Raw genomic sequence first — 18,951 nt, forward strand, 5'->3', positions numbered from 1 at the left:
AGGCCCCCGGCATCCCCGCCGTGCCCTCATCCTCACCGACGCCTTCCCGCAGAACAAGGCGATTTCGCGCACGTTGCCCGCACATCGCGCGCACTCGAAACACGAACCATGATGGTTGACGTAGATCAACGATTGCCATATAGTTGACCCAGTTCAACCTTCTCGTGTGCGCCAGAGCTGTCGCAGCATCCTCCCTCCCGACCGCGAAAGGTCTCGCATGACCACGGACTCTCCCGTCAAGATGACGCATCGCCAGGTGCTGGAAGCCCTCACCGGTCTTCTGCTGGGCATGTTCGTCTCGATGATCGCCACCACGGTGGTCTCCACGTCGATGCCGGTCATCGTGCACGACCTCGGCGGCGACCAGGCCGCCTACACCTGGGTCATCACGGCGACGCTCCTCACCACCGCGATCTCGACGCCGATCTGGGGCAAGCTCGCCGACCTGTTCAACCGCAAGCTGCTGATCCAGATCGCGATCATCATCTTCGTCGGTGCGACGGCCGCCGCAGGCTTCGCCCAGGACACGAACACCCTGATCGCCTTCCGCGCCATCCAGGGCATCGGCGGCGGCGGACTCGCCGCCCTCAGCCAGGTCATCATGGCCGACATCATCAGCCCGCGCGAGCGCGGCCGCTACATGGGCCTGTTCGGCGCTGTGATGGCCGTCGCCACCGTGGGGGGTCCGCTGCTCGGCGGCTGGATCACCGACGTCGCGAACTGGCGCTGGAACTTCTTCGTCGCGCTCCCCTTCGCCGTCGCCGCGCTGATCATCCTGCAGAAGACGCTGCACATCAGCACCGAGCGCACCCGCAAGGTCTCGATCGACTACGTCGGCATCGTGCTGCTCTCGGCCGCAGTGTCGCTGATCCTCATCTGGATCACGAACGCCGGCTCGACGTTCGACTGGTGGAGCACCGAGACGGTGCTGATGGTCGGCGGCGCGATCGTCTCGGCCATCGCCTTCATCATCGTCGAACTCAAGGTGCGCGAGCCGCTCATCCCGCTCACGCTCTTCCGCGGTCGCACCTTCACGCTGTCGGTGCTGGCCTCGATCTCCATCGGCGTCGCGATGTTCGGCACCTCGGTGTACCTCGCGCAGTACATGCAGCTCTCGCGCGGCGCCACGCCCACCGAGGCGGGGCTCATGACGCTGCCGATGATGGCGGGGCTCCTGATCTCGTCGATGGTGATCGGCCAGCTCGTGACCCGCTTCGGCAAGTGGAAGGGCTACCTGATCCTCGGCTCCGTGCTGCTGATCGCCGGTTCCGTCATGCTGTCGACGCTGCACTACGACACGAACTTCGTCCTCGTCTCGATATACATGTTCGTGATGGGCGCCGGTGTCGGCATGACCATGCAGAACCTCGTCCTCATCGTGCAGAACGTCGCGAAGCCCAGCGAGATGGGTGTCGCCAGCTCGGGTGTCACGTTCTTCCGCAGCCTCGGCGGCACGGTCGGAGTCTCGGTGATGGGTGCCGTGCTCGCGAACAGCCTCACCGGCCTGTTCAGCGACGGGAAGGAGCGCCTGGGCACCGCGATCGCGAAGCTGGGCGACAAGGGCGCCGAGGTGGCGGCTCAGCTCTCCAGCGGAACGCTGCCCGAGGTCCGGCTGCTTCCGGAGCCGGTGCGCTCCATCGTCGAGGACTTCTACGCGCAGGCCATCTCGCATGCCTTCCTGATCGGCATCCCGCTCGCCGTGATCAGCCTCATCGCGATCCTGTTCCTGCCGAACCGTCCGCTCACCACGATGACGACGACCGAGCGCGCACAGGCGGATGCAGCGAAGTCGGATGCAGCCGCAGACGGCAGCGGCACCCCGGTCGACGACGCGGCAGACGTCGCGATCGACGACGCCGCAGCGCTCTCCGGCGCACCGACGACGGGCACCGTCGGCGTGGTCGGTCGCGCCCGCGACGCCCACGACGATTCGGCCTCCGATGCCGGACGCTGACCGCCTCTCCGACACCCCCGAGGCGCGGGCCGCTGCGGTCCGCGCCCTCGAGGCGGAGTTCGGCGAGCTGATCACGCACTTCCGCCGTGTGATCTCGGAGAATGCGAACCGCGTGAGCCCCGGTCTGCTGCCGGGCGCGTACAAGACCTTCACCACGATCGCGCGATGCGAGACTGTCACGGTGTCGGCGCTGTCCGAGCGGATGCTGCTGGACAAGGGCCAGGTCAGCCGGATGGTGCGGGAACTCGAGGAGCTCGGGCTCGTCGAGCGCTCGACCGATCCCTCCGACGGACGCTCCTTCCTGCTGCAGCTCACATCCCTGGGCGAAGAGCGCCTCGCGGCCGCGCGGCTCCCTCAGGAGGGCAGGCTGCTGCGCACTCTCGAAGACTGGAGCCTCGCCGACATCGGCAGCCTCACCCGTCTGCTCCACGCCCTGGCTTCGGGCGCGAGCCCGGACGCGACCGCGGCCGAGTGACGGGCGCCTCGGCGAGCACGCGGCGCGCTTCGAGGGCGACCTCGGCGGCGATGGTGTCGAGCAGCTCCGATCGCAGATTCCACTGCTGCCAATAGAGCTGGACACGAAGGGTCGGGCCACCCAGCGGGACCAGCCCGGTCGACTCCTGCAGGAGCGGGACCATCCCCCACCCGAGCCCGAGCGCGACGGCGACGGCATAGTCGTGCGATGCCGGGACGTAGTGCCGCGGCACCCCCGCCTCACTGACGGACATCGCTCGGAGCCACCCGTGCTGCAGTGTGTCCCGTCTGTCGAAGTCGACGAACGGTGCGGCTGTCAGGGCATCCGGCGTCACCCCGTCAGGGAACCACCGCGATGCGAACCCCGATTCCGCCATCGCCCGATACTCGAGCACGCCGAGGGGCGACACCGAGCATCCGGCGACCGGTGCGGCCTCGCTCGTGACCGCGGCCATCACGGTGCCGGATTCCAGGAGCCGCGCGGTGAAGTTCTGGTCGTCGCGGTGCAGGTCGAAGTCGATGTCGTGGCCGGCCGCGAGCCGGGACAGCGGCGCGAGGAACCACGTCGCCATCGAATCGGCGTTCACGGCGAGCGGGATGGTGATCCGCCGGCTGCCCGCCACATCATCGATGCCCACCCCGATGAGCGCGTCATGTTCGAGCAGCGCGATCTGGCGGGCCAGGCGGACGACGGCCTCTCCCGCCTCGGTCAGCCGCGCGGGCTTCGTCCGCACCACCAGGATCCGACCGAGTTGCTGCTCCAACGTCTTCAGGCGCTGGCTCACCGCCGACGGCGTGATCTGCAGTCGCCTCGATGCGGCATCCAGCGTGCCCTCGTCGACGATCGCGGCGAGTGTGGCGGCCAACTCGGGATCGATCCTCACATTAGCCATGCTAATGGCACGCAAGGAATCTTCGCTTCTCTTCATGGTGCGTGATTCCTAGGCTGGACCCATGCTCACGGTTCTCGCCGGCCTCGGACTCGGCCTCTCCCTCATCGTCGCCATCGGCGCGCAGAACGTCTTCGTGCTGCGCCAGGGCATCCGCCGCGAGCACGTGTGGGCTGTCGTGATCATCTGCGCCCTGTCGGATGCCGCCCTCATCGCCGCCGGCGTCGCCGGACTCGGATTCGTGCTGTCGGCCGCTCCGTGGCTCATCGTCGTGGCCCGCTGGGCGGGGGCGCTTTTCCTGCTGAGCTACGGCATCCTCGCCGCGCGGCGTGCCTGGCGCGGCGGCGAAGAGCTTCAGGTGGACGTCGCGGATGCCCCCGCCGCCGGGTCGACGACATCGGTCGGCTCGACGGCGACCGCCACCCGCACCCGGCTGGCGCCCGTGATCCTGACCACGCTCGCGCTCACGTGGCTGAACCCGCACGTCTACCTCGACACGGTGCTCATGCTCGGCTCGATCGCGGCGACGCACGGCGACGACCGCTGGCTCTTCGCGGGCGGGGCCATGGCTGCCAGCCTCCTGTGGTTCACGGCTCTGGGGTTCGGCGCGCGCTATCTGGGTCGCTGGCTGCGCACGCCGCGCTCCTGGCGCATCCTGGATGCGGTGATCGCGGTGGTGATGATCGCCATCGCCATCAGCCTGGTGCTGCCGGTGCTGGGCGGCTGACGGATCAGCTGCCGTCGATCTGGGCGAGCCGGGCCTTGACCAGGCGCTCGAGCACCATGTCGGGAATCGGATGCTCCGGCTGGAACCGGATCGTCCCCTTGTCGACGCTCACCCCCGGCTGCCCCTCCAGCGCGCTCGCAACTGCCGCGACCGCGTCCGGGCTGAACGGATAGATCCCGATGTGCTTCTTGGCGCGCATCACCGACAGGAGCGGCTTGCCTCCGTGCACGAGGGCCGGCATACCGTAGCCCTTGCCCTGCTCGGCCTCCGGAGCCTCCCGTCGCGCGACCGCATAGACCCGGTCGATCGCGTCACGGTCCGCAGGGAGGAGTTCTTCGAGGTAATCGTCGACGGTGCCCATCACGGCATCCTTCCACCGTTCCGCACGCAGGGCGAGGACCGGGCGGAATCAGGCGCCGTCGAGCGGACGCATGATGCGCGTGAGGAAACGCTGCGTGCGCTCGTGCTTCGGCGCGCGGAAGAGTTCGGCCGGCGGGCCCTGTTCCACGATCACACCGGCATCCATGAACAGCACATGATCGGCTGCCTCGCGCGCGAAGCTCAGCTCGTGCGTCACGACCGCCATGGTCCAGTTCTCATCCGCCAGCTCCTTGATCACCAGCAGCACCTCCCCGACCAGCTCGGGGTCGAGCGCACTGGTCGGCTCGTCGAAGAGCAGCAGGTCGGGCTTGAGCGCGAGCGCCCGCACGATGCCGACGCGCTGCTGCTGGCCACCCGAGAGCTGATGCGGGCGCGCATGCGCCTTGTCTGCCAGGCCCACGCGGTCGAGCAGAGCGAGGGCCTCTGTCACGACCTCGGACTTCGGTCGCCCCTGCACCCTCCACGGGCCCTCGATCACGTTCTCGAGGACAGTGAGGTGCGGGAAGAGATTGTGATGCTGGAACACCATCGCCGAGCGGTCGCGCAGAGCGAGCCGCTTCTGCTTCTGCTCGCGGTTCCCGGGCTTGGCGTCGGGAGCGAAGTCGATGTCGGGCCCGCCCGCGACGGCGATGGTTCCCGCGTCGGGGGTCTCGAGGCCGTTGAGCGCGCGCAGCACCGTCGTCTTTCCCGAGCCGCTGGGGCCGATGAGCACGACGACCTCGCCGCGATGCAGCGTCAGGTCGATGCCGCGCAGCACCTCGTTGTCTCCGAAGCTCTTGCGCAGACCGCGGGCTGTGAGGAGCGGTTCGGGTGCGTTGTCAATGGGCGACACGGCTGTCGAGCCTCCTTTCGAGAGCACTCTGACCGAAGGAGAGCACCAGGCAGAACACCCAGTACACCAGCGCCGCGGCGAGGTAGACCACCATGAACTCGAGGGTCGTCGCGGCGATCTGCTGCGCCACCTTGAACAGCTCCGTCACCAGGATCAGCGAGGTGAGGGAGGTGTCCTTGACGAGCGAGATGAACGTGTTGGACAGCGGCGGCACCGACACACGTGCTGCCTGAGGCAGGATGATCCGGGTCAACGTGCGGGTGCGGTTCATCCCGACCGTGTACGCCGCCTCCCACTGCCCCTTCGGGACCGAGAGGATCGCCGCACGCACCACCTCGGCCCCGTAACCGCCCACGTTGAGGGAGAGCGCGATTATGGCGCTGGGCCAAGGGTCGAGCGTGATCCCGATCGACGGCATGCCGTAGAAGATCACGAACAGCTGCACGAGCATGGGCGTGCCGCGGATCACCGAGATGTAGAACCGGGCGACGCCGGAGACGACCGGGTGCACCGATATCCGCATCAGTGCGACGCCGACGGCGATGACGAGCCCCAGGACGAACGACACCAGGGCGAGGGGCACCGTCGCCGTCAGACCCGCCCAGGCGATCGGCCCGAGCGAATCGAAGAACAGCTGCCAGGGGCTCTCCATCGACTACTGCGTGACGTCTTCGCCGAAGTACTTGTCGCTGATCTCGGCCAGGGTCCCGTCGGCACGGAGCGCTTCGAGAGCACCGTCCACGGCCTCGACGAGCGCCTCCTTGTCCTGGGTGAACACGAAGGCCTGCTCGCCGGCCTCATCCGTCTCGGCGGCGATCTTCAACCCGGTCGGGCTGTTGGTGGTCTCGTAGTCGAGGAAGGTCAGCTTGTCGTTGACCGTCGCATCCACGCGGCCCTGACGCAGCAGCTCCACCGCCTGCGCCCAGCCCTCGACCGCTTCGACCTTGGCTCCCGAGTCGGTGGCCAGCTCGTACCAGTTGCTGGTGAGCGACTGCGCGGTGGTCTTGCCGTCGAGGTCGTCGAACGAAGAGATCGAGTCGTCGTCCTCGGCCACGACGATGACTCCGGGCGAGACCGTGTACGGGGCGCTGAAGAGGTACTTCGCCTCGCGCTCGTCGTTGATCGAGACCTGGTTGGCGATGACGTCGAAGCGTCCCGCGTCGAGGCCCGCGAAGATCGCATCCCACTGCGTCTCCTGGAACTTGACCTCGAGGCCGAGCTTGTCGGCGACCGCCTGGATGATCTCCACATCGAAGCCGGTGAGGTCGCCCGAGCCGCCGTCGCCGTGGAAGCTGAAGGGGCGGTAGGTGCCCTCGGTCGCGACCGTGAGCGTGCCCTCCTGCACCAACCCGAAGTCGGATCCCTCTGCGCCGTCGGATGTACTGGCCGGCGTGCTCGACCCGCTGCAGGCGGTGAGCGCCGCGGCGGCGACGACGAGTGCGGTGACGGCGATGAGACGACGGGACATGGACCCTCCTGGGGTGAGAAGCGCGGTGCGAGTTTACGCGACCGTCGCGGGAACTCCCTCACAGTACGCGGCCGGCGCCGCGTCTCCGCATCCGATGACGTTTCGTTTCGCGGGGGATGGAACGCAGAAACGCCCCCGGGCGGACCCGGGGGCGTTTCTCTGCGACTGGGTCGCTGAGCTTGTCGAAGCGTCAGATGGAGTTGACGTCCAGCGGGATGCCGGGGCCGAACGTGGTCGACACCGCACCCTTCTGGATGTAACGGCCCTTCGAGCTCGACGGCTTGAGGCGGACGATCTCCTCGAGCGCTGCGCCGATGTTCTCGTCGAGCTGCTCAGCGGTGAACGATGCCTTGCCGACGACGAAGTGCACGTTGGCGTGCTTGTCGACGCGGAACTCGATCTTTCCGCCCTTGATCTCCTCGACGGCCTTGGCCGGGTTCGGGGTCACGGTGCCGGTCTTCGGGTTCGGCATCAGACCACGCGGTCCGAGCACCTTTCCGAGACGACCGACCTGGCCCATGAGCTCCGGGGTGGAGACAGCGGCGTCGAAGTTGGTCCAGCCATCGGCGACCTTCTGGATGAGCTCGGCGCCGCCGACCTCATCTGCACCTGCGGCGATCGCTGCCTCGGCCGCGGGGCCTGTGGCGAAGACGATGACGCGGGCGGTCTTACCGGTGCCGTGGGGCAGGATGACGGTGCCGCGCACCATCTGGTCTGCCTTGCGGGGGTCGACGGCGAGCTTCAGCGCGACCTCGACGGTCGAGTCGAACTTCGACGAGCCGGTCTCCTTCGCGAGGGCGACTGCCTCGGTCGGGGTGTAGAAACGGTCTGCCTCGATCTTCTCGGCGGCAGCCTTGTAAGCCTTGGACTTGGTAGCCATGATTATTCTCCTCAGCCCTCGACCGTGATGCCCATGGAGCGGGCGGTGCCGGCGATGATCGAGATCGCGGCCTCGATGTCGTTCGCGTTCAGGTCGGCCTGCTTGGTCTCGGCGATCTGGCGGACCTGGTCCTTGGTGATCTTCGCGACCTTGACGGTGTGCGGGGTCGCAGAGCCCTTGGGGACGCCTGCGGCCTTCTTGATGAGCTCCGCCGCCGGCGGGGTCTTCAGGACGAAGGTGAAGCTGCGGTCCTCGTAGACGGTGATCTCGACGGGGATGACGTTGCCGCGCTGCGACTCGGTCGCGGCGTTGTACGCCTTGCAGAACTCCATGATGTTGACGCCATGCTGACCGAGCGCGGGGCCGATCGGCGGCGCCGGGTTGGCTGCACCGGCGTTGATCTGAAGCTTGATCAGGCCGGTCACCTTCTTCTTCGGTGCCATTCTCTTTCCTTTCATCGAATCGGATGCCGGAGCATCCGCTTCTCCCACAGATCCGGCGTTTCCGGAGCGTGGTCGTCTCTGCGCACGCCGAGGCGCCGCACAAACCACACAAGTCTACCCGATCAGGACGAGTCGCGCGGACCCCGGCCATCATCGCCGTACTGGGACACGATCCGCACGCCGAGCGCCAGGAGCGCGGCGCGGACGGCGGCGGGTTCGATGACCTCCACGGCGCCCGTCCAGCCCGCCAGCTGCTCCGCGAGCGCATCGACACGGTGCGCACTGACCTCCATCCGCACGCGTCCGTCGGCGTCTGGCGCGTCGGGGAGAATCCGGGCCTGCACGCCGAACCGGTCGTGCAGCGCCTTCACCGCCCAGGGTTCCACGCCGACCACGGCGCGAGCCGCCCCACGCATCTCCTCGACGCGCTCGACCATCTCCGACCACGCCTGCGAGTGGTCGAAACCGGCGGGAGCGGAACCGCGAGACGACAGCACACGGACCTCCACGATCCGATCCGCCCGATATGTGCGCAACGCCTCCTCGTCGGCGGTGTCCGTCCCGGCGGTAGCCGGCGCGGCGAGCACGTACCAGCGCGGCCCACGGCTGCCGACCATCAGGGGGACGACCTCGAAGGAGGATGATCCGGATGCTCCTTCGTAGCGCAGCTCGACACGGAATCCTCCCGCGATCGCCCGCTGGAGCTCCGCGACCGACGGCGGCACCGCGTCGGTCTCGGTCACGCCCCACGGGGCATCGCGCACCGTCGTGGCAGCGACGCGCTGAGCGCCCTCACGGAACGGCTCCGGCAGCGCGCGGACGAGCTTGCGCGTGGCGGCGATCCGTTCCGGGGTCGCCGCACCGCTCTGGGTCAGTGCGACGAGCAGCGACGTGACCTCGCCCTGCGTGAGGCCGGTGAGATCGGTGCGCGCGCCGCCGATGAGCCGCCACCCGCCGCCTCTCCCCCGACTCGGATAGATGGGCACGCCGGACATCGCCAAGGCTTCGAGGTCGCGGCGCGCGGTCGGCACCGACACCTCGAGTTCGGCCGCGAGCTGCGCAGCCGTGATCTGCGCTCTGCCCTGGAGCAGCAGAAGCGCCTGGATGAGGCGGTCGGCGCGGATCAGAACCTCTTTTCAGAAGTGATCATTTGGTGATCACTTCACCCGAGAGCATAGAAGAACAAGCCCATCAGAAGAAGTACCCACTCAGAAGGAGAATCCCATGTTCCGTGGTCTCGCAAATCTCAACCTCGTCGCCGAGGACATGCCCGCCGCCGTCGCCTGGTACACGGCGGTCTTCGGATCGGGCCCTTACTTCACGCGCCCCGAGGCCGGACCCGCACAATACGCGGAGTGGCGGTTCGGCGACGACGAAGACGAGTTCGCCCTGATGGATGCCCGCTTCCGCCCCGCGCTTCCCCAGCCGGGTGGCGCGCTGGTGAGCATGCACGTCGACGACATCCACGCGGAGGTGGCCCGGCTCCTCGAACTCGGCGCCACGGCTTTCGACCCGGTCACCCAGCGCGGTGAAGGCTGGTGGTCGGCATCGGTCAGCGACCCGTTCGGCAACCTGATCGGCCTCATCCAGAGCCCGCACTGGGCAGGTCAGCACTGACGGGGCGCCGTTCCGGTCGCAGTTGCTGCCGCCTCGCGGACGATAAGGCGACAGCAAGTGCGACCGGAACCGAAGCAATGCGCCCCAGACGCGAGAACGGCCGCCCCGAAAGGGACGGCCGTTCTCGTGAGGATGTGTGGGTCAGACCATCTTGGTGACCTGGTCGAACGACAGCTCGACCGGGGTCTCGCGCTCGAACAGGGAGACGAGGACCGTGAGCTTGCCGCTCTCGGGCTTGATCTCGCTGATCGAACCGGGAAGACCCGCGAACGAGCCCTCCTTGATCGTGATGGTCTCGCCGACCTCGAAGTCGACCTCGGCCGGGAGCGGACGGGCGACGGCGACGCCGCCCTTCGACGCGATGTTCTTGGCCGTGGGGACGTCCTTGACCTCGACGAGCGACTTCAGCATGTTGAAGGCCTCTTCGAAGCGCAGCGGCGTGGGGTTGTGGGCGTTGCCCACGAAGCCGGTCACACCCGGGGTGTGACGCACGACCGACCAGGTGTCTTCCGTGAGCTCCATGCGCACCAGCACGTAGCCGGGGATGCGCACGCGGGTGACCATCTTGCGCTGGCCGTTCTTGATCTCGACCACGTCTTCCATCGGGACCTCGATCTGGTAGATCTCGTCCTCGACCTCGAGCGTCGACTTGCGCTGCTCGATGTTGGCCTTCACCTTGCGCTCGAAGCCGGCGTAGGAGTGGATGACGTACCACTTGCCGGGAAGCATGCGGAGGTCCATGCGGAAGGCCTCGTACGGGTCTTCCTCTGCGTCCTCGTCGTCGGCGTCTGCGGAGTCCTCGTCATCGGCGGAGGAGTCCTCGTCACCGTTGACATCCGGACCGTCGTAGGGGGTGACCTCGTCGGCCGCAGCCGCGTCGAGGTCGGCGGCCTCTTCGGCCACAGATTCGTTGAGGACCTCAGCGGCAGCCTCAGACTCAGCCGCTTCGTCCAGGTTCAGAGCGTCGTTCACGATCGCGTCCGCCTCCGGGTCGTCGATGTCGATGTCGATGTCAGCCGTGTCATCCGCTTCGCCGTCTTCGTCTTCGACGTGGACGGCGACGTGCTCGGCCGAAGTGGCCGAGAGCTCTTCCTCGGCGAGGACGTTGCCCTCCTGGGCTTCGTCTTCCTCGCTGGACTGCTCTGCGGCGGTCGCCCAGTCGGCGTCGTCGGAATATCGTTCAGACACGTTGTTTCTTCTCCATAGCTGCGGCGCGAGCCGCGGGGGTCATCAGCCAGGGATTCCGAACACCCAGTGCGTCAAGAACGCGAACAGCGTGTCCAAGCCGTAGACGATGCCCATGACGATCAGAACGAAGACGAGCACCACCAGGGTGAACTTGAACAGCTCCTTGCGAGTCGGCGTGACGACCTTGCGGAGCTCGGCGATGACCTGGCGGATGAACAGGGCGATACCCCCGAAGAACCGTGAGAAGGGGTTGCCCTTCTTCTCGCGGGTGGCGCCGGCCGCGACGACCTCGCCGCGCGGTTCGTCCTGATCCATCCTGAATGTACCTTTCGTGTGTCAGCGTTGCGCTGACGCGCAGGGCGGACAGGAATCGAACCTGCAACCTGCGGTTTTGGAGACCGCTGCTCTGCCAATTGAGCTACCGCCCTAGAGACCGGGAGGTCTCGGGGTTCTCTCTCCACTCTGCCACCGTGACTGTGATCGGGAGACCCCAGGCATGGCGAAAGAATGCAGAGAACAACTGCCCCACAAGCATACGGCATCGATCCGGTGGCGCCGAACCGGGATCGCAGAGGCGTGTTCTTGTTAGGCTCAGCGAGCGTATGCAGGAGGAGGGAGCGCCGGTGAGCGCTGAGGTGCAGCAGTTCCAGGTGGATCTGCGCGGTGTGGTCGATCTGCTCAGCAGACACATCTACTCCAGTCCACGGGTGTACCTGCGGGAGCTGCTGCAGAACGCCCGCGACGCGATCACCGCACGCCGCGAGGTCGACGGCGGCGGAGGACGCATCCGGATCACCCCGCTGACCGCGGAGAACGGCGAGTTCGTGCTGCGCGACGACGGCGTGGGTCTCACGGCGACGGAGGTCGCGGATCTGCTGGCCACCGTCGGGCGCAGCTCCAAGCGCGACATCTTCGACCTTCCCCGCAGCGACTACCTCGGCCAGTTCGGGATCGGTCTGCTCAGCTGCTTCATGGTGGCCGACACCATCGTCATCCGCTCCCGCAGCGCCCGCGGCGGCGCATCGGTCGAATGGACGGGAAGCGCCGACGGCACGTTCCAGGTGGCCGAGATCGAGGAAGAGCTGCCGATCGGCACCAGCGTGCACCTCGTGCCGCGCTTCGACGCCGACGAGCTCCTGCGCCCTGCCGCCGTGCGCGAACTCGCCACGACGTTCGGGGAGTTCCTTCCTGTGCGGGTCACACTCGATGGCCCGGGCGGTGACATCGACATCACCAGGGATGCGCCCTTCCTCGATTCCGCCCAGGATCCTGACGCTGCCGTGCAGTACGGGCGCGACCTCCTCGGCGCGGGTCCGCTCGACGTGATCGAGCTGGGCGAGCCCGCCACCGGGACTCGCGGCCTCGCGTACGTGCTGCCCTACGCCCCGCCGCCGGGTGCGCGTCAGGCGACGCGCATGTATCTGGGACGGATGCTGCTCTCCGAGCGCGTCGACGACGTGCTCCCCGAGTGGGCGTTCTTCGTCCGCGCCGTGATCGATTCGACCGGCCTCGCCCCCACCGCGAGCAGGGAGTCGCTGGTCGAAGACGCGGCGCTCGAGCGTGTGCGTGAACAGCTCGGCGCCGGCATCCGCCGCTGGGTCCTGGAACTGGGCCTGAGCGAGCCGCATCGTCTCGCGCAGTTCGTGGCCGTGCACGAGGTCGGGCTCAAGTCCCTCGTGCGCCACGACGAGGAGCTGGCCCACTTCATCTCGCGCTGGCTGACCGTCGAGACCACGCACGGCACGATGCGGATCGGCGACCTCGTGGAGCGATACCCGAACGTGCGGTATGCGCAGACCGTCGACGAGTTCCGCCAGGTGGCCGGCATCTCCCCCTCCGACGAGGTGCTCGTCAACGGCGGATACCTCTACGACGCCGACCTGATCCGGATGCTGCCCGACCTCTACCCGCACGTCACCGTCGAGAAGGTCGATGTCACCGGAGAGCTCGACCGCCTCGACCCTCCCCCGCTCGACGACCGCGACGCCGCCGTGGCACTGGAGACGCGCGCGGGGGCCGTGCTGGCAGCATCCGACTGCTCGGTGGTCGTGCGTTCGATCGACCGCCCCGACCTCGCCGGACTCTACGTCGCCGACCCGGAGGTCCTGCGAGCGATCGACCGCGGCCGCACCAAGGGTGTTTCGGGCGCGCTCTGGGGCGGCGTGCTGGACCGCATCGACAAGACGATGTCCTCGGCGCGCGAGGACGACCTCCGCGCCCGCCTGTGCCTGAACTGGTCGAACCGGGTGGTTCGCGCCCTGGTGCGCGTGCAGGACGACGCCGTCTTCGCCCGCACCGTGCAGCTTCTCTACATCCAGGCGCTGCTCGCCGGGCACCATCCGCTCGCCGACGCCGATCGTGCCCTGATGACCAGCGCACTCGCCGACCTCGTCTCCCTTTCGGCCGGCATCGAAGGGGACCAGATCCCCTTCGTCGAAGGCCGCTGACACACCCCACCGAAGGATCCCCCATGGCACGTCCGAAGAAGCGCTTCCAGCAGCTGATCGAGGAGATCGACCGCACCCCGTGGGGTCCCGCCGAGCAGGCCCTGGTCTCGGAAGCGGTGGCTCTCGCCATCGAGATCGGCGATGAGCGACTCGAGTACGAGGCACGGATGCGGCAGACGGCGTCGGCGAACATGGGCGGCGCGACCGATGTGATGCTGAACTCGTTCGCCTGGTGCCTCGCGCACCACGAGGCCGACCCGCAGCGATTCCCCGCCGACCTCGACAACGGCGGCGCCGACCTGATGTGGCAGTTCAAGTGGATGGCGTCGTCCCTGCGCTCTTCGCCGGCGTTCTCCCAGGAGCAGATCGCCGCGGTGCTCGATGACATGGAGAAGCACTACCGCGCCGGCGGACTCGGAGTGAGCGGTGTGCTCACCGCCCGATTCGAGGATGCCTGGGATGCCGGACGCATGGACGAGGCCGAGGCGCTGCGGGTGCAGCTGGAGGCCACACCGCGGGATGACCACAGCCACTGCGACGCCTGCGGCCGGAGCCAGATCGCGGGCTTCTTCGCGGACACCGACCGCGACGCGGAGGCCATCGTCCTGGTGGAGGAGATGATCGAGGGCGGCTTCTCGTGCGGCGAAGAGCCGGAGCACGCCCTCTCGCGCGTGCTCCTTCCCTTTCTGCGCGCCGGGCGGTTCGACGAGGCCAAGACCGCGCACCTGCGCAGCTACCGGTTGGCGAAGGACAACCCCGACAACCTGCGCATCGTCGCCAACAACATCGTGTTCACAGCGCTCACCGGGAACGAGGCTCGTGCGCTCGCACTCGTCGAGAAGCACATCGCCTGGCTCGCCCACGACGGACTGAACGTCGACGCGCACTTCGCCGCCCTCGCCGCCCTCGCCGCCCTCGCCGTCGCACTGGACCGGGTCACGGCAGTGGGCCACGGCGACACCCCCGTGCGCGGAGCGGAGTCGCCCGCGCTCGTCCCCTTCTTCGGAGAGCACGACGGCCGCTGGAGCGCTGCAGCACTCGCGGCGTCCGCGTGGTCGGCCGCGGACCGCATCGCCGCCGCGTTCGACGAGCGCGACGGGACGGACGGGCATGCGCGCAGCCTGGCTCGCATGCGCGCACTCGCGGGTGAGCAGTACGACGTGCCGATCCGCTCGGACGCGTTCGCGGCCCCGACCCCCTCGAACACGCCGGCGGACGCCGACGGCTGGTTCGAGCGTGCCATGCAGCTCGCCCAGTTCGGAGCAGAGCACGAGACCCTCGACGCACTCCCCCGCGCCCTCGAGGTGGAAGACCCCTGCAAGCGCGCCCAACTGCTCTCGATGCGCATCGGGATCCTCATCGCCCTCGAACGCGCCGACGAGGCCCTGGAACTGCTTCCCCAGCGGGTCGCCGCCCTCCGCGCCGCCGGCCGCGACGAGCAGGCCGACCTGGAGGAGCGCCTCGGACTCGCGACCTTCGGGATCGACACCCCCGAGGCGACGGCCGACCTGGAGGATGCGATCGCCGATGCCGCATCGCTGCCCGCCTGGTCGCGCGGCGATCTGGCCATCAGCCGCGCCGCGCTGCACCTGCGAGCCAGGGAAGCGGATGCCGCGCTCGATCTCGCCGAGCTCGCCGCGCGCTCGTTCGCCGAGGCCGATGACACCCGGCTCGCCAACACCACGACGCTCCTGGCGATCTCGGCTGTGCTGAGCAAGGGGGACATGGAGGCGGCGACGGCACTGCTCGACCGCTTCCTCGCACAGGACGACCTCAGCACCGGGCACCGGGCGCAGGCACTGCAGACCAGGGCGCGCGTGCGCGGCTGCAGCGACGCCTATGCCGAAGGCGCTGTCGACGCCGACGAGGTGTGCCGGCTGCTCGCCGAACTGGGCGCGACGCGCGCCCTCGGTGACGCCCACCTTCTCGCCGGAGCGCTCTGGGAAGACGCGGACGAGGCGGAGAAGGCCGTCTCCCGCTACCGCGTCGCCGCGCGCATCGCGGGCGAGGGCGACGGCGACTCGACCGGAGTGGACTTCCGGCTCGCCCGGACCATGCTGCGTGCCGGCGATGCCGAAGAGGCAGCAGAGCTGTTCGGCGACGTGCTGCAGCGCGAGGAGGAGGCCGAGGTTCCCGCCGGTTCGCGCGCGATGACCGCCTCGATGCTGGCGCGCTCGCTGAGCGCCGCCGGTGAGTTCGGCCAGGCCGTCGGTGCTCATGGCTACGCCTCCGAGCTGTTCGGGCAGGCGGAGGAGCACGCCGACCAGGCGATGTCGATGACCGAGCAGGCCAAGATCCTCGCGCGCTTCGACGAGCACGACGACGCGATGGGCCTGCTCGAGTCGGCGGCCGACATCGTACGCCGGGCCCCGGATGCCGTGGGAGCCGTGACCGAAGTGCTGCACAGCCTCGGACAGGCATACGGCGGACGCGGCGACGAGCGGGCGTTCGCGCTCTTCGACGAGGTCGCCGCCCTCGCTCAGCAGCACGAGGCCGAGTGGCTCCTCGCCGACGTCACCGATTCGCGCGGACGGGCGTTCGCCGAGCTCGGCCGGATCGACGAGGCGGTCGCGGCTGCCCTCACCGCAGCCGACGGCTTCGCGGCGCTCGGCGACCTCGGCTCGGCCGGTGGGTCCGAGCTGTTCGCCGGGCGCGTGCTGGCAGCGAACGACCGCTCAGCCGACGCCGTGCCCGTCTACCGCAGCGCGATCGACCACGCCGCCGGCCACCCGCCACTGCTCCAGGTGGCAGCCCTCGAGCTCGGCAACGTCCTCGAGTCGCTCGGGCGTCACGGCGAGGCGGCCGAGGTGCGGACTCTCGCGCAAAGCTGACGGTCAGAACAGCTGGCGCCAGTTGGCCTTGGCGAGGTCGAGGAGCTCGTCGCCGCGGCCGGACATCACCGTACGGATCGCATAGAGGGCGAAGCCCTTGACCTGCGCGGCCTCGATCGCCGGCGGCATGGACAGCTCCTGCCGCTCGGTGACGACGTCGAGCAGCGCGGGGCCGTCGTGCGCGAGCACCTCCCGCACGGCATCCGGGAGGTCGTCGCTGCGCTCCACCCGGCGCGCGAAGATCCCCATGGCCTCGGCGATCGCCGCGAAGCTCGGGTTCTCCAGCCCGGTGCCGTAGGTGACGAAGCCGGCGGCCTTCATCTCGAGCTCGACGAAGTTCAGCGAGGAGTTGTTCACCACGATCGTCTTCACCGGGAGCTTGTTCTGGGTGAGGGTGAGGAGCTCGCCGAGCATCATCGCGAGTCCGCCGTCGCCGGCCAGCGCGACCACCTGGCGGTCGGGGTGCGCGACCTGCGCGCCGATGCCGTGCATCAGGGCGTTCGCCATCGAGCCGTGCGTGAACGAGCCGATCAGGCGGCGGTCCTCGGTCATCGACAGGTAGCGCGCAGCCCACACGGTCGGCGACCCCACGTCGGCGGTGAAGATCGCGTCGTCGGCCGCGTGTTCGTCCAGCAGGCGAGCCAGGTACTGCGGGTGGATGGGTCGCTTGCCCTTGGCGGGCACGGCGAGCTCATCGAGCTTCTTCCTCGTCTTGCGGTAGTGCGCGATGGCATCCTCGAGGTGGCCGCGGTCGTCCTTCCTCGCCACCCGCGGCAGCAGCGCCTCGGAAGTCGCGCGCACGTCGCCGACCAGGCCGAGATCGAGTGGATGCCGTTTCCCGAGCTGCGCGCCGCGGATGTCGACCTGGATGGTCTTGGCGTGATCCGGATAGAACTGCTCGTAGGGGAAGTCGCTGCCCAAGACCAGGAGCGCGTCGGCGGCCTCCATGGCGCGGAACCCGGAGGCGAAGCCCAGGAGCCCCGTCATGCCGACGTCGAAGGGGTTGTCGTACTCGATGAACTCCTTGCCGCGGAGGGCGTGCACGATGGGGGCGCCCAGCTTGTCGGCGAGCACGATGACCTCGTCGTGTGCGCCTTCCACGCCGGCGCCGGCGAGGATCGTGACGTTCTTCGCCGCGTTCAGCAGAGTCGCCGCCTTCTCGAGTTCCGCCGCGTTGGGGACCACCACGGGTCGCGCACGCTCGATCACGACGGCGCGGTCGTCCGCGATGTCGGCCAGAGCCACGTCCCCCGGGATCACGAGCACGGCCACGCCGCGCTCCTCGATCGCGGCGCGCATGGCGATCTCGAGCAGCCGCGGCATCTGCTTCGGATCGGCGACGTATTCGACGTAGACGCTGCACTCGCGGAACAGCTCCTGCGGATGCGTCTCCTGGAAGTACCCGGTTCCGATCTCGGTGGTCGGGATGTGCGCGGCGATCGCGAGCACGGGCACGCGCGAGCGGTTGGCATCGTAGAGGCCGTTGATCAGGTGGAGGTTGCCCGGACCGCAGGAGCCGGCGACGACCGCGAGCTCTCCTGTGGTGGCGGCATCCGCGGCTGCCGCGAAGGCGGCGGATTCCTCGTGCCGCACGTGCACCCAGCGGATCGTGCCGTCCTTGCGCAGCGCGTCCGTGAAGCCGTTCAGCGAGTCTCCGGGGATGCCGTAGACACGGTCGATCCCGTTGGCGTGCAGAGTCTTGACGATGTTCTCAGCGACGTTGGCCATGCTTCGACCCTACGCCCGGTGCGCTCGCGCGGGGCGGGGCTACGCCCACGCTGAGAGGTCAAGACACGCCGCGCGCACACCGCGGCATCCGACTTCTTTTGGCTCCTCACCTCAACGAGCCGCTATGAGCAGACGACGAATCCGGCGTACGAGCGCATCAGGATCGTCGAAGTCGCGGCGGGTGACCACGATCATGCGATAGCCGAGCGATTCGAGCTCGGCGCGGCGGATCTGGTCCCGACTCCACTGATCAGGGTCTCGGTGGTGATCTCCGTCGTACTCGATGACGAGCCATTCGTCGGCATAGAGCATGTCGACTCGCGCCACGAATCGGCGATGGTGCCAGATCTCGACGTTGCACTCCGGACGGGGCAGCCCCGCCTCGATCAGAATCAGCCGCACCATGGATTCGCGCGGGGACTCGGCACGACCGTCCGCCAGTTCGAGCGCGCGCTGCCGCACCCTCGCCCCGCGCCCACCCGCGAACCGTTCGTGATGACGTGCGAGTTCCTCCGCCGAGACGAGCGGATGCCGGGCGCTGAGGAGTGCATCCGTGAGGGCGAGGAACCGCGGCAGACGCATGACGCGAGACACGTCCACCCACGTCCGCGCGGGCGACAGCACCGCCAGACCGCGGCGTCGGACCACGTCGTCACCTTCCACTGCGAGTCGATGGCCGAGAACACCCTCCCGGCGAATTCGGGTCTCCGCCGGGGGGACACCGATCCGCGGTCGCGTCCAGGCCTCCGCTTCCTGCTGCGCCGCCAGGGGCAGACCCCACAGGCAGGCGGCCGTCGTGCCGCACACGAACGCGTGCGGCGGAAGCGCTGCCAGCAGCAGCGATACGGTCTCCGCGCCGACGAGCCGTCTGCGAGCGCGCGTGCCGTGGAAGGGGCTCGACAGATCCTTCGCTCGCAGACGGCGCGGGGTGATTCCCCGTGTGAGCGCATCGGGGACGGTGAAGCCGATCGGAGTTCCGGGCGGCAACGGCGATGGATGCATCCGCCGATCTTGACCTCTGCGCGTGCCTGCGGCGTGCGCCAGCCCCGCGTGCTGTGCACACCCTCCCCCCGCGTGCTGCCGTGCAGAGG

18 protein-coding genes and 1 tRNA gene are annotated in these 18,951 nt (G+C 68.6%); 6 read left to right on the top strand and 13 right to left on the bottom strand.

What is annotated here, in order from left to right; translation table 11 throughout:
- The first annotated feature begins 217 nt into the window (after positions 1-217).
- Together ACFC14_RS00830 and ACFC14_RS00835 are read left to right on the top strand one after the other, a co-directional pair.
- A complete protein-coding gene (locus tag ACFC14_RS00830; RefSeq protein ID WP_376100605.1) occupies positions 218-1,954 on the top strand; it encodes an MDR family MFS transporter in 1,737 nt (578 codons plus the stop codon).
- Positions 1,941-2,429, top strand: a complete 489-nt coding sequence (locus ACFC14_RS00835) for a MarR family winged helix-turn-helix transcriptional regulator (RefSeq protein WP_376100607.1) — start codon at positions 1,941-1,943, stop codon at positions 2,427-2,429. Before ACFC14_RS00830 ends, ACFC14_RS00835 begins: the two co-directional genes overlap by 14 nt.
- On the opposite strand, the gene ACFC14_RS00840 is transcribed toward ACFC14_RS00835, so the two are convergent.
- Positions 2,368-3,312 carry a LysR family transcriptional regulator ArgP gene (locus tag ACFC14_RS00840; protein ID WP_376100608.1) on the bottom strand — a complete coding sequence of 315 codons (945 nt, stop codon included), beginning with the start codon at positions 3,310-3,312 and terminating at the stop codon, positions 2,368-2,370. The two genes, ACFC14_RS00835 and ACFC14_RS00840, sit on opposite strands and share 62 nt — an antisense overlap.
- Before the next feature lie 70 nt (positions 3,313-3,382).
- Between ACFC14_RS00840 and ACFC14_RS00845 the strand changes: the two genes are divergently transcribed.
- On the top strand, positions 3,383-4,045 hold the full coding sequence (locus tag ACFC14_RS00845) for a LysE/ArgO family amino acid transporter (protein WP_376100609.1): 663 nt from the start codon (positions 3,383-3,385) through the stop codon (positions 4,043-4,045).
- Positions 4,046-4,049: 4 nt separating this feature from the next.
- On the opposite strand, the gene ACFC14_RS00850 is transcribed toward ACFC14_RS00845, so the two are convergent.
- From ACFC14_RS00850 to ACFC14_RS00880, 7 genes are all read right to left on the bottom strand, one after another.
- Positions 4,050-4,406, bottom strand: coding sequence for an iron chaperone (locus ACFC14_RS00850; RefSeq protein WP_376100610.1), 357 nt, complete (start codon positions 4,404-4,406; stop codon positions 4,050-4,052).
- 48 nt (positions 4,407-4,454) lie between these two features.
- A complete protein-coding gene (locus ACFC14_RS00855; protein ID WP_376100611.1) occupies positions 4,455-5,258 on the bottom strand; it encodes an amino acid ABC transporter ATP-binding protein in 804 nt (267 codons plus the stop codon).
- Positions 5,245-5,910: an amino acid ABC transporter permease gene (locus ACFC14_RS00860; RefSeq protein ID WP_136040690.1), complete on the bottom strand. Its 666-nt coding sequence runs from the start codon at positions 5,908-5,910 to the stop codon at positions 5,245-5,247. The genes ACFC14_RS00855 and ACFC14_RS00860 overlap by 14 nt, the downstream gene beginning before the upstream one ends.
- Before the next feature lie 3 nt (positions 5,911-5,913).
- The gene (locus ACFC14_RS00865; protein ID WP_376100612.1) at positions 5,914-6,726 is read right to left on the bottom strand and encodes an amino acid ABC transporter substrate-binding protein; all 813 of its coding nucleotides are present in this window, start codon (positions 6,724-6,726) and stop codon (positions 5,914-5,916) included.
- 190 nt (positions 6,727-6,916) lie between these two features.
- Positions 6,917-7,606 (bottom strand): 50S ribosomal protein L1, encoded by a 690-nt coding sequence (gene rplA / locus ACFC14_RS00870; RefSeq protein ID WP_029260994.1) that lies wholly within the window; start codon positions 7,604-7,606, stop codon positions 6,917-6,919.
- A gap of 11 nt (positions 7,607-7,617) precedes the next feature.
- Positions 7,618-8,049: a 50S ribosomal protein L11 gene (gene rplK / locus ACFC14_RS00875; protein WP_017829145.1), complete on the bottom strand. Its 432-nt coding sequence runs from the start codon at positions 8,047-8,049 to the stop codon at positions 7,618-7,620.
- Positions 8,050-8,171: 122 nt separating this feature from the next.
- Positions 8,172-9,176, bottom strand: a complete 1,005-nt coding sequence (locus ACFC14_RS00880) for a helix-turn-helix transcriptional regulator (RefSeq protein ID WP_376107045.1) — start codon at positions 9,174-9,176, stop codon at positions 8,172-8,174.
- A 97-nt stretch (positions 9,177-9,273) separates the two neighbouring features.
- Here ACFC14_RS00880 and ACFC14_RS00885 point away from each other — a divergent pair, with 97 nt between their 5' ends.
- On the top strand, positions 9,274-9,666 hold the full coding sequence (locus ACFC14_RS00885; protein ID WP_376100613.1) for a VOC family protein: 393 nt from the start codon (positions 9,274-9,276) through the stop codon (positions 9,664-9,666).
- A 141-nt stretch (positions 9,667-9,807) separates the two neighbouring features.
- Here the strand turns inward: ACFC14_RS00885 and nusG are convergent, their stop codons facing one another.
- From nusG to ACFC14_RS00900, 3 genes are all read right to left on the bottom strand, one after another.
- Positions 9,808-10,854, bottom strand: a complete 1,047-nt coding sequence (nusG, locus tag ACFC14_RS00890) for a transcription termination/antitermination protein NusG (protein ID WP_136040694.1) — start codon at positions 10,852-10,854, stop codon at positions 9,808-9,810.
- Between the two features lie 42 nt (positions 10,855-10,896).
- Positions 10,897-11,169 (bottom strand): preprotein translocase subunit SecE, encoded by a 273-nt coding sequence (secE, locus tag ACFC14_RS00895; RefSeq protein WP_029260992.1) that lies wholly within the window; start codon positions 11,167-11,169, stop codon positions 10,897-10,899.
- 40 nt (positions 11,170-11,209) lie between these two features.
- A tRNA-Trp gene (locus ACFC14_RS00900) sits at positions 11,210-11,282 on the bottom strand.
- Positions 11,283-11,477: 195 nt separating this feature from the next.
- Here ACFC14_RS00900 and ACFC14_RS00905 point away from each other — a divergent pair.
- Both ACFC14_RS00905 and ACFC14_RS00910 read left to right on the top strand, forming a co-directional pair.
- Complete coding sequence (locus ACFC14_RS00905; RefSeq protein ID WP_376100614.1) at positions 11,478-13,301, top strand: HSP90 family protein; 1,824 nt, start codon at positions 11,478-11,480, stop codon at positions 13,299-13,301.
- 23 nt (positions 13,302-13,324) lie between these two features.
- A complete protein-coding gene (locus ACFC14_RS00910; protein WP_376100615.1) occupies positions 13,325-16,132 on the top strand; it encodes a tetratricopeptide repeat protein in 2,808 nt (935 codons plus the stop codon).
- A gap of 3 nt (positions 16,133-16,135) precedes the next feature.
- Here ACFC14_RS00910 and poxB read toward each other — a convergent pair whose 3' ends face one another.
- Positions 16,136-17,860 (bottom strand): ubiquinone-dependent pyruvate dehydrogenase, encoded by a 1,725-nt coding sequence (gene poxB / locus ACFC14_RS00915; protein ID WP_376100616.1) that lies wholly within the window; start codon positions 17,858-17,860, stop codon positions 16,136-16,138.
- 111 nt (positions 17,861-17,971) lie between these two features.
- Positions 17,972-18,862 carry an endonuclease domain-containing protein gene (locus tag ACFC14_RS00920; protein WP_376100617.1) on the bottom strand — a complete coding sequence of 297 codons (891 nt, stop codon included), beginning with the start codon at positions 18,860-18,862 and terminating at the stop codon, positions 17,972-17,974.
- Positions 18,863-18,951: the final 89 nt, after the last annotated feature.

This window comes from Microbacterium sp. NPDC055988 (assembly GCF_042269505.1).
Classification (GTDB): Bacteria; Actinomycetota; Actinomycetes; order Actinomycetales; family Microbacteriaceae; genus Microbacterium.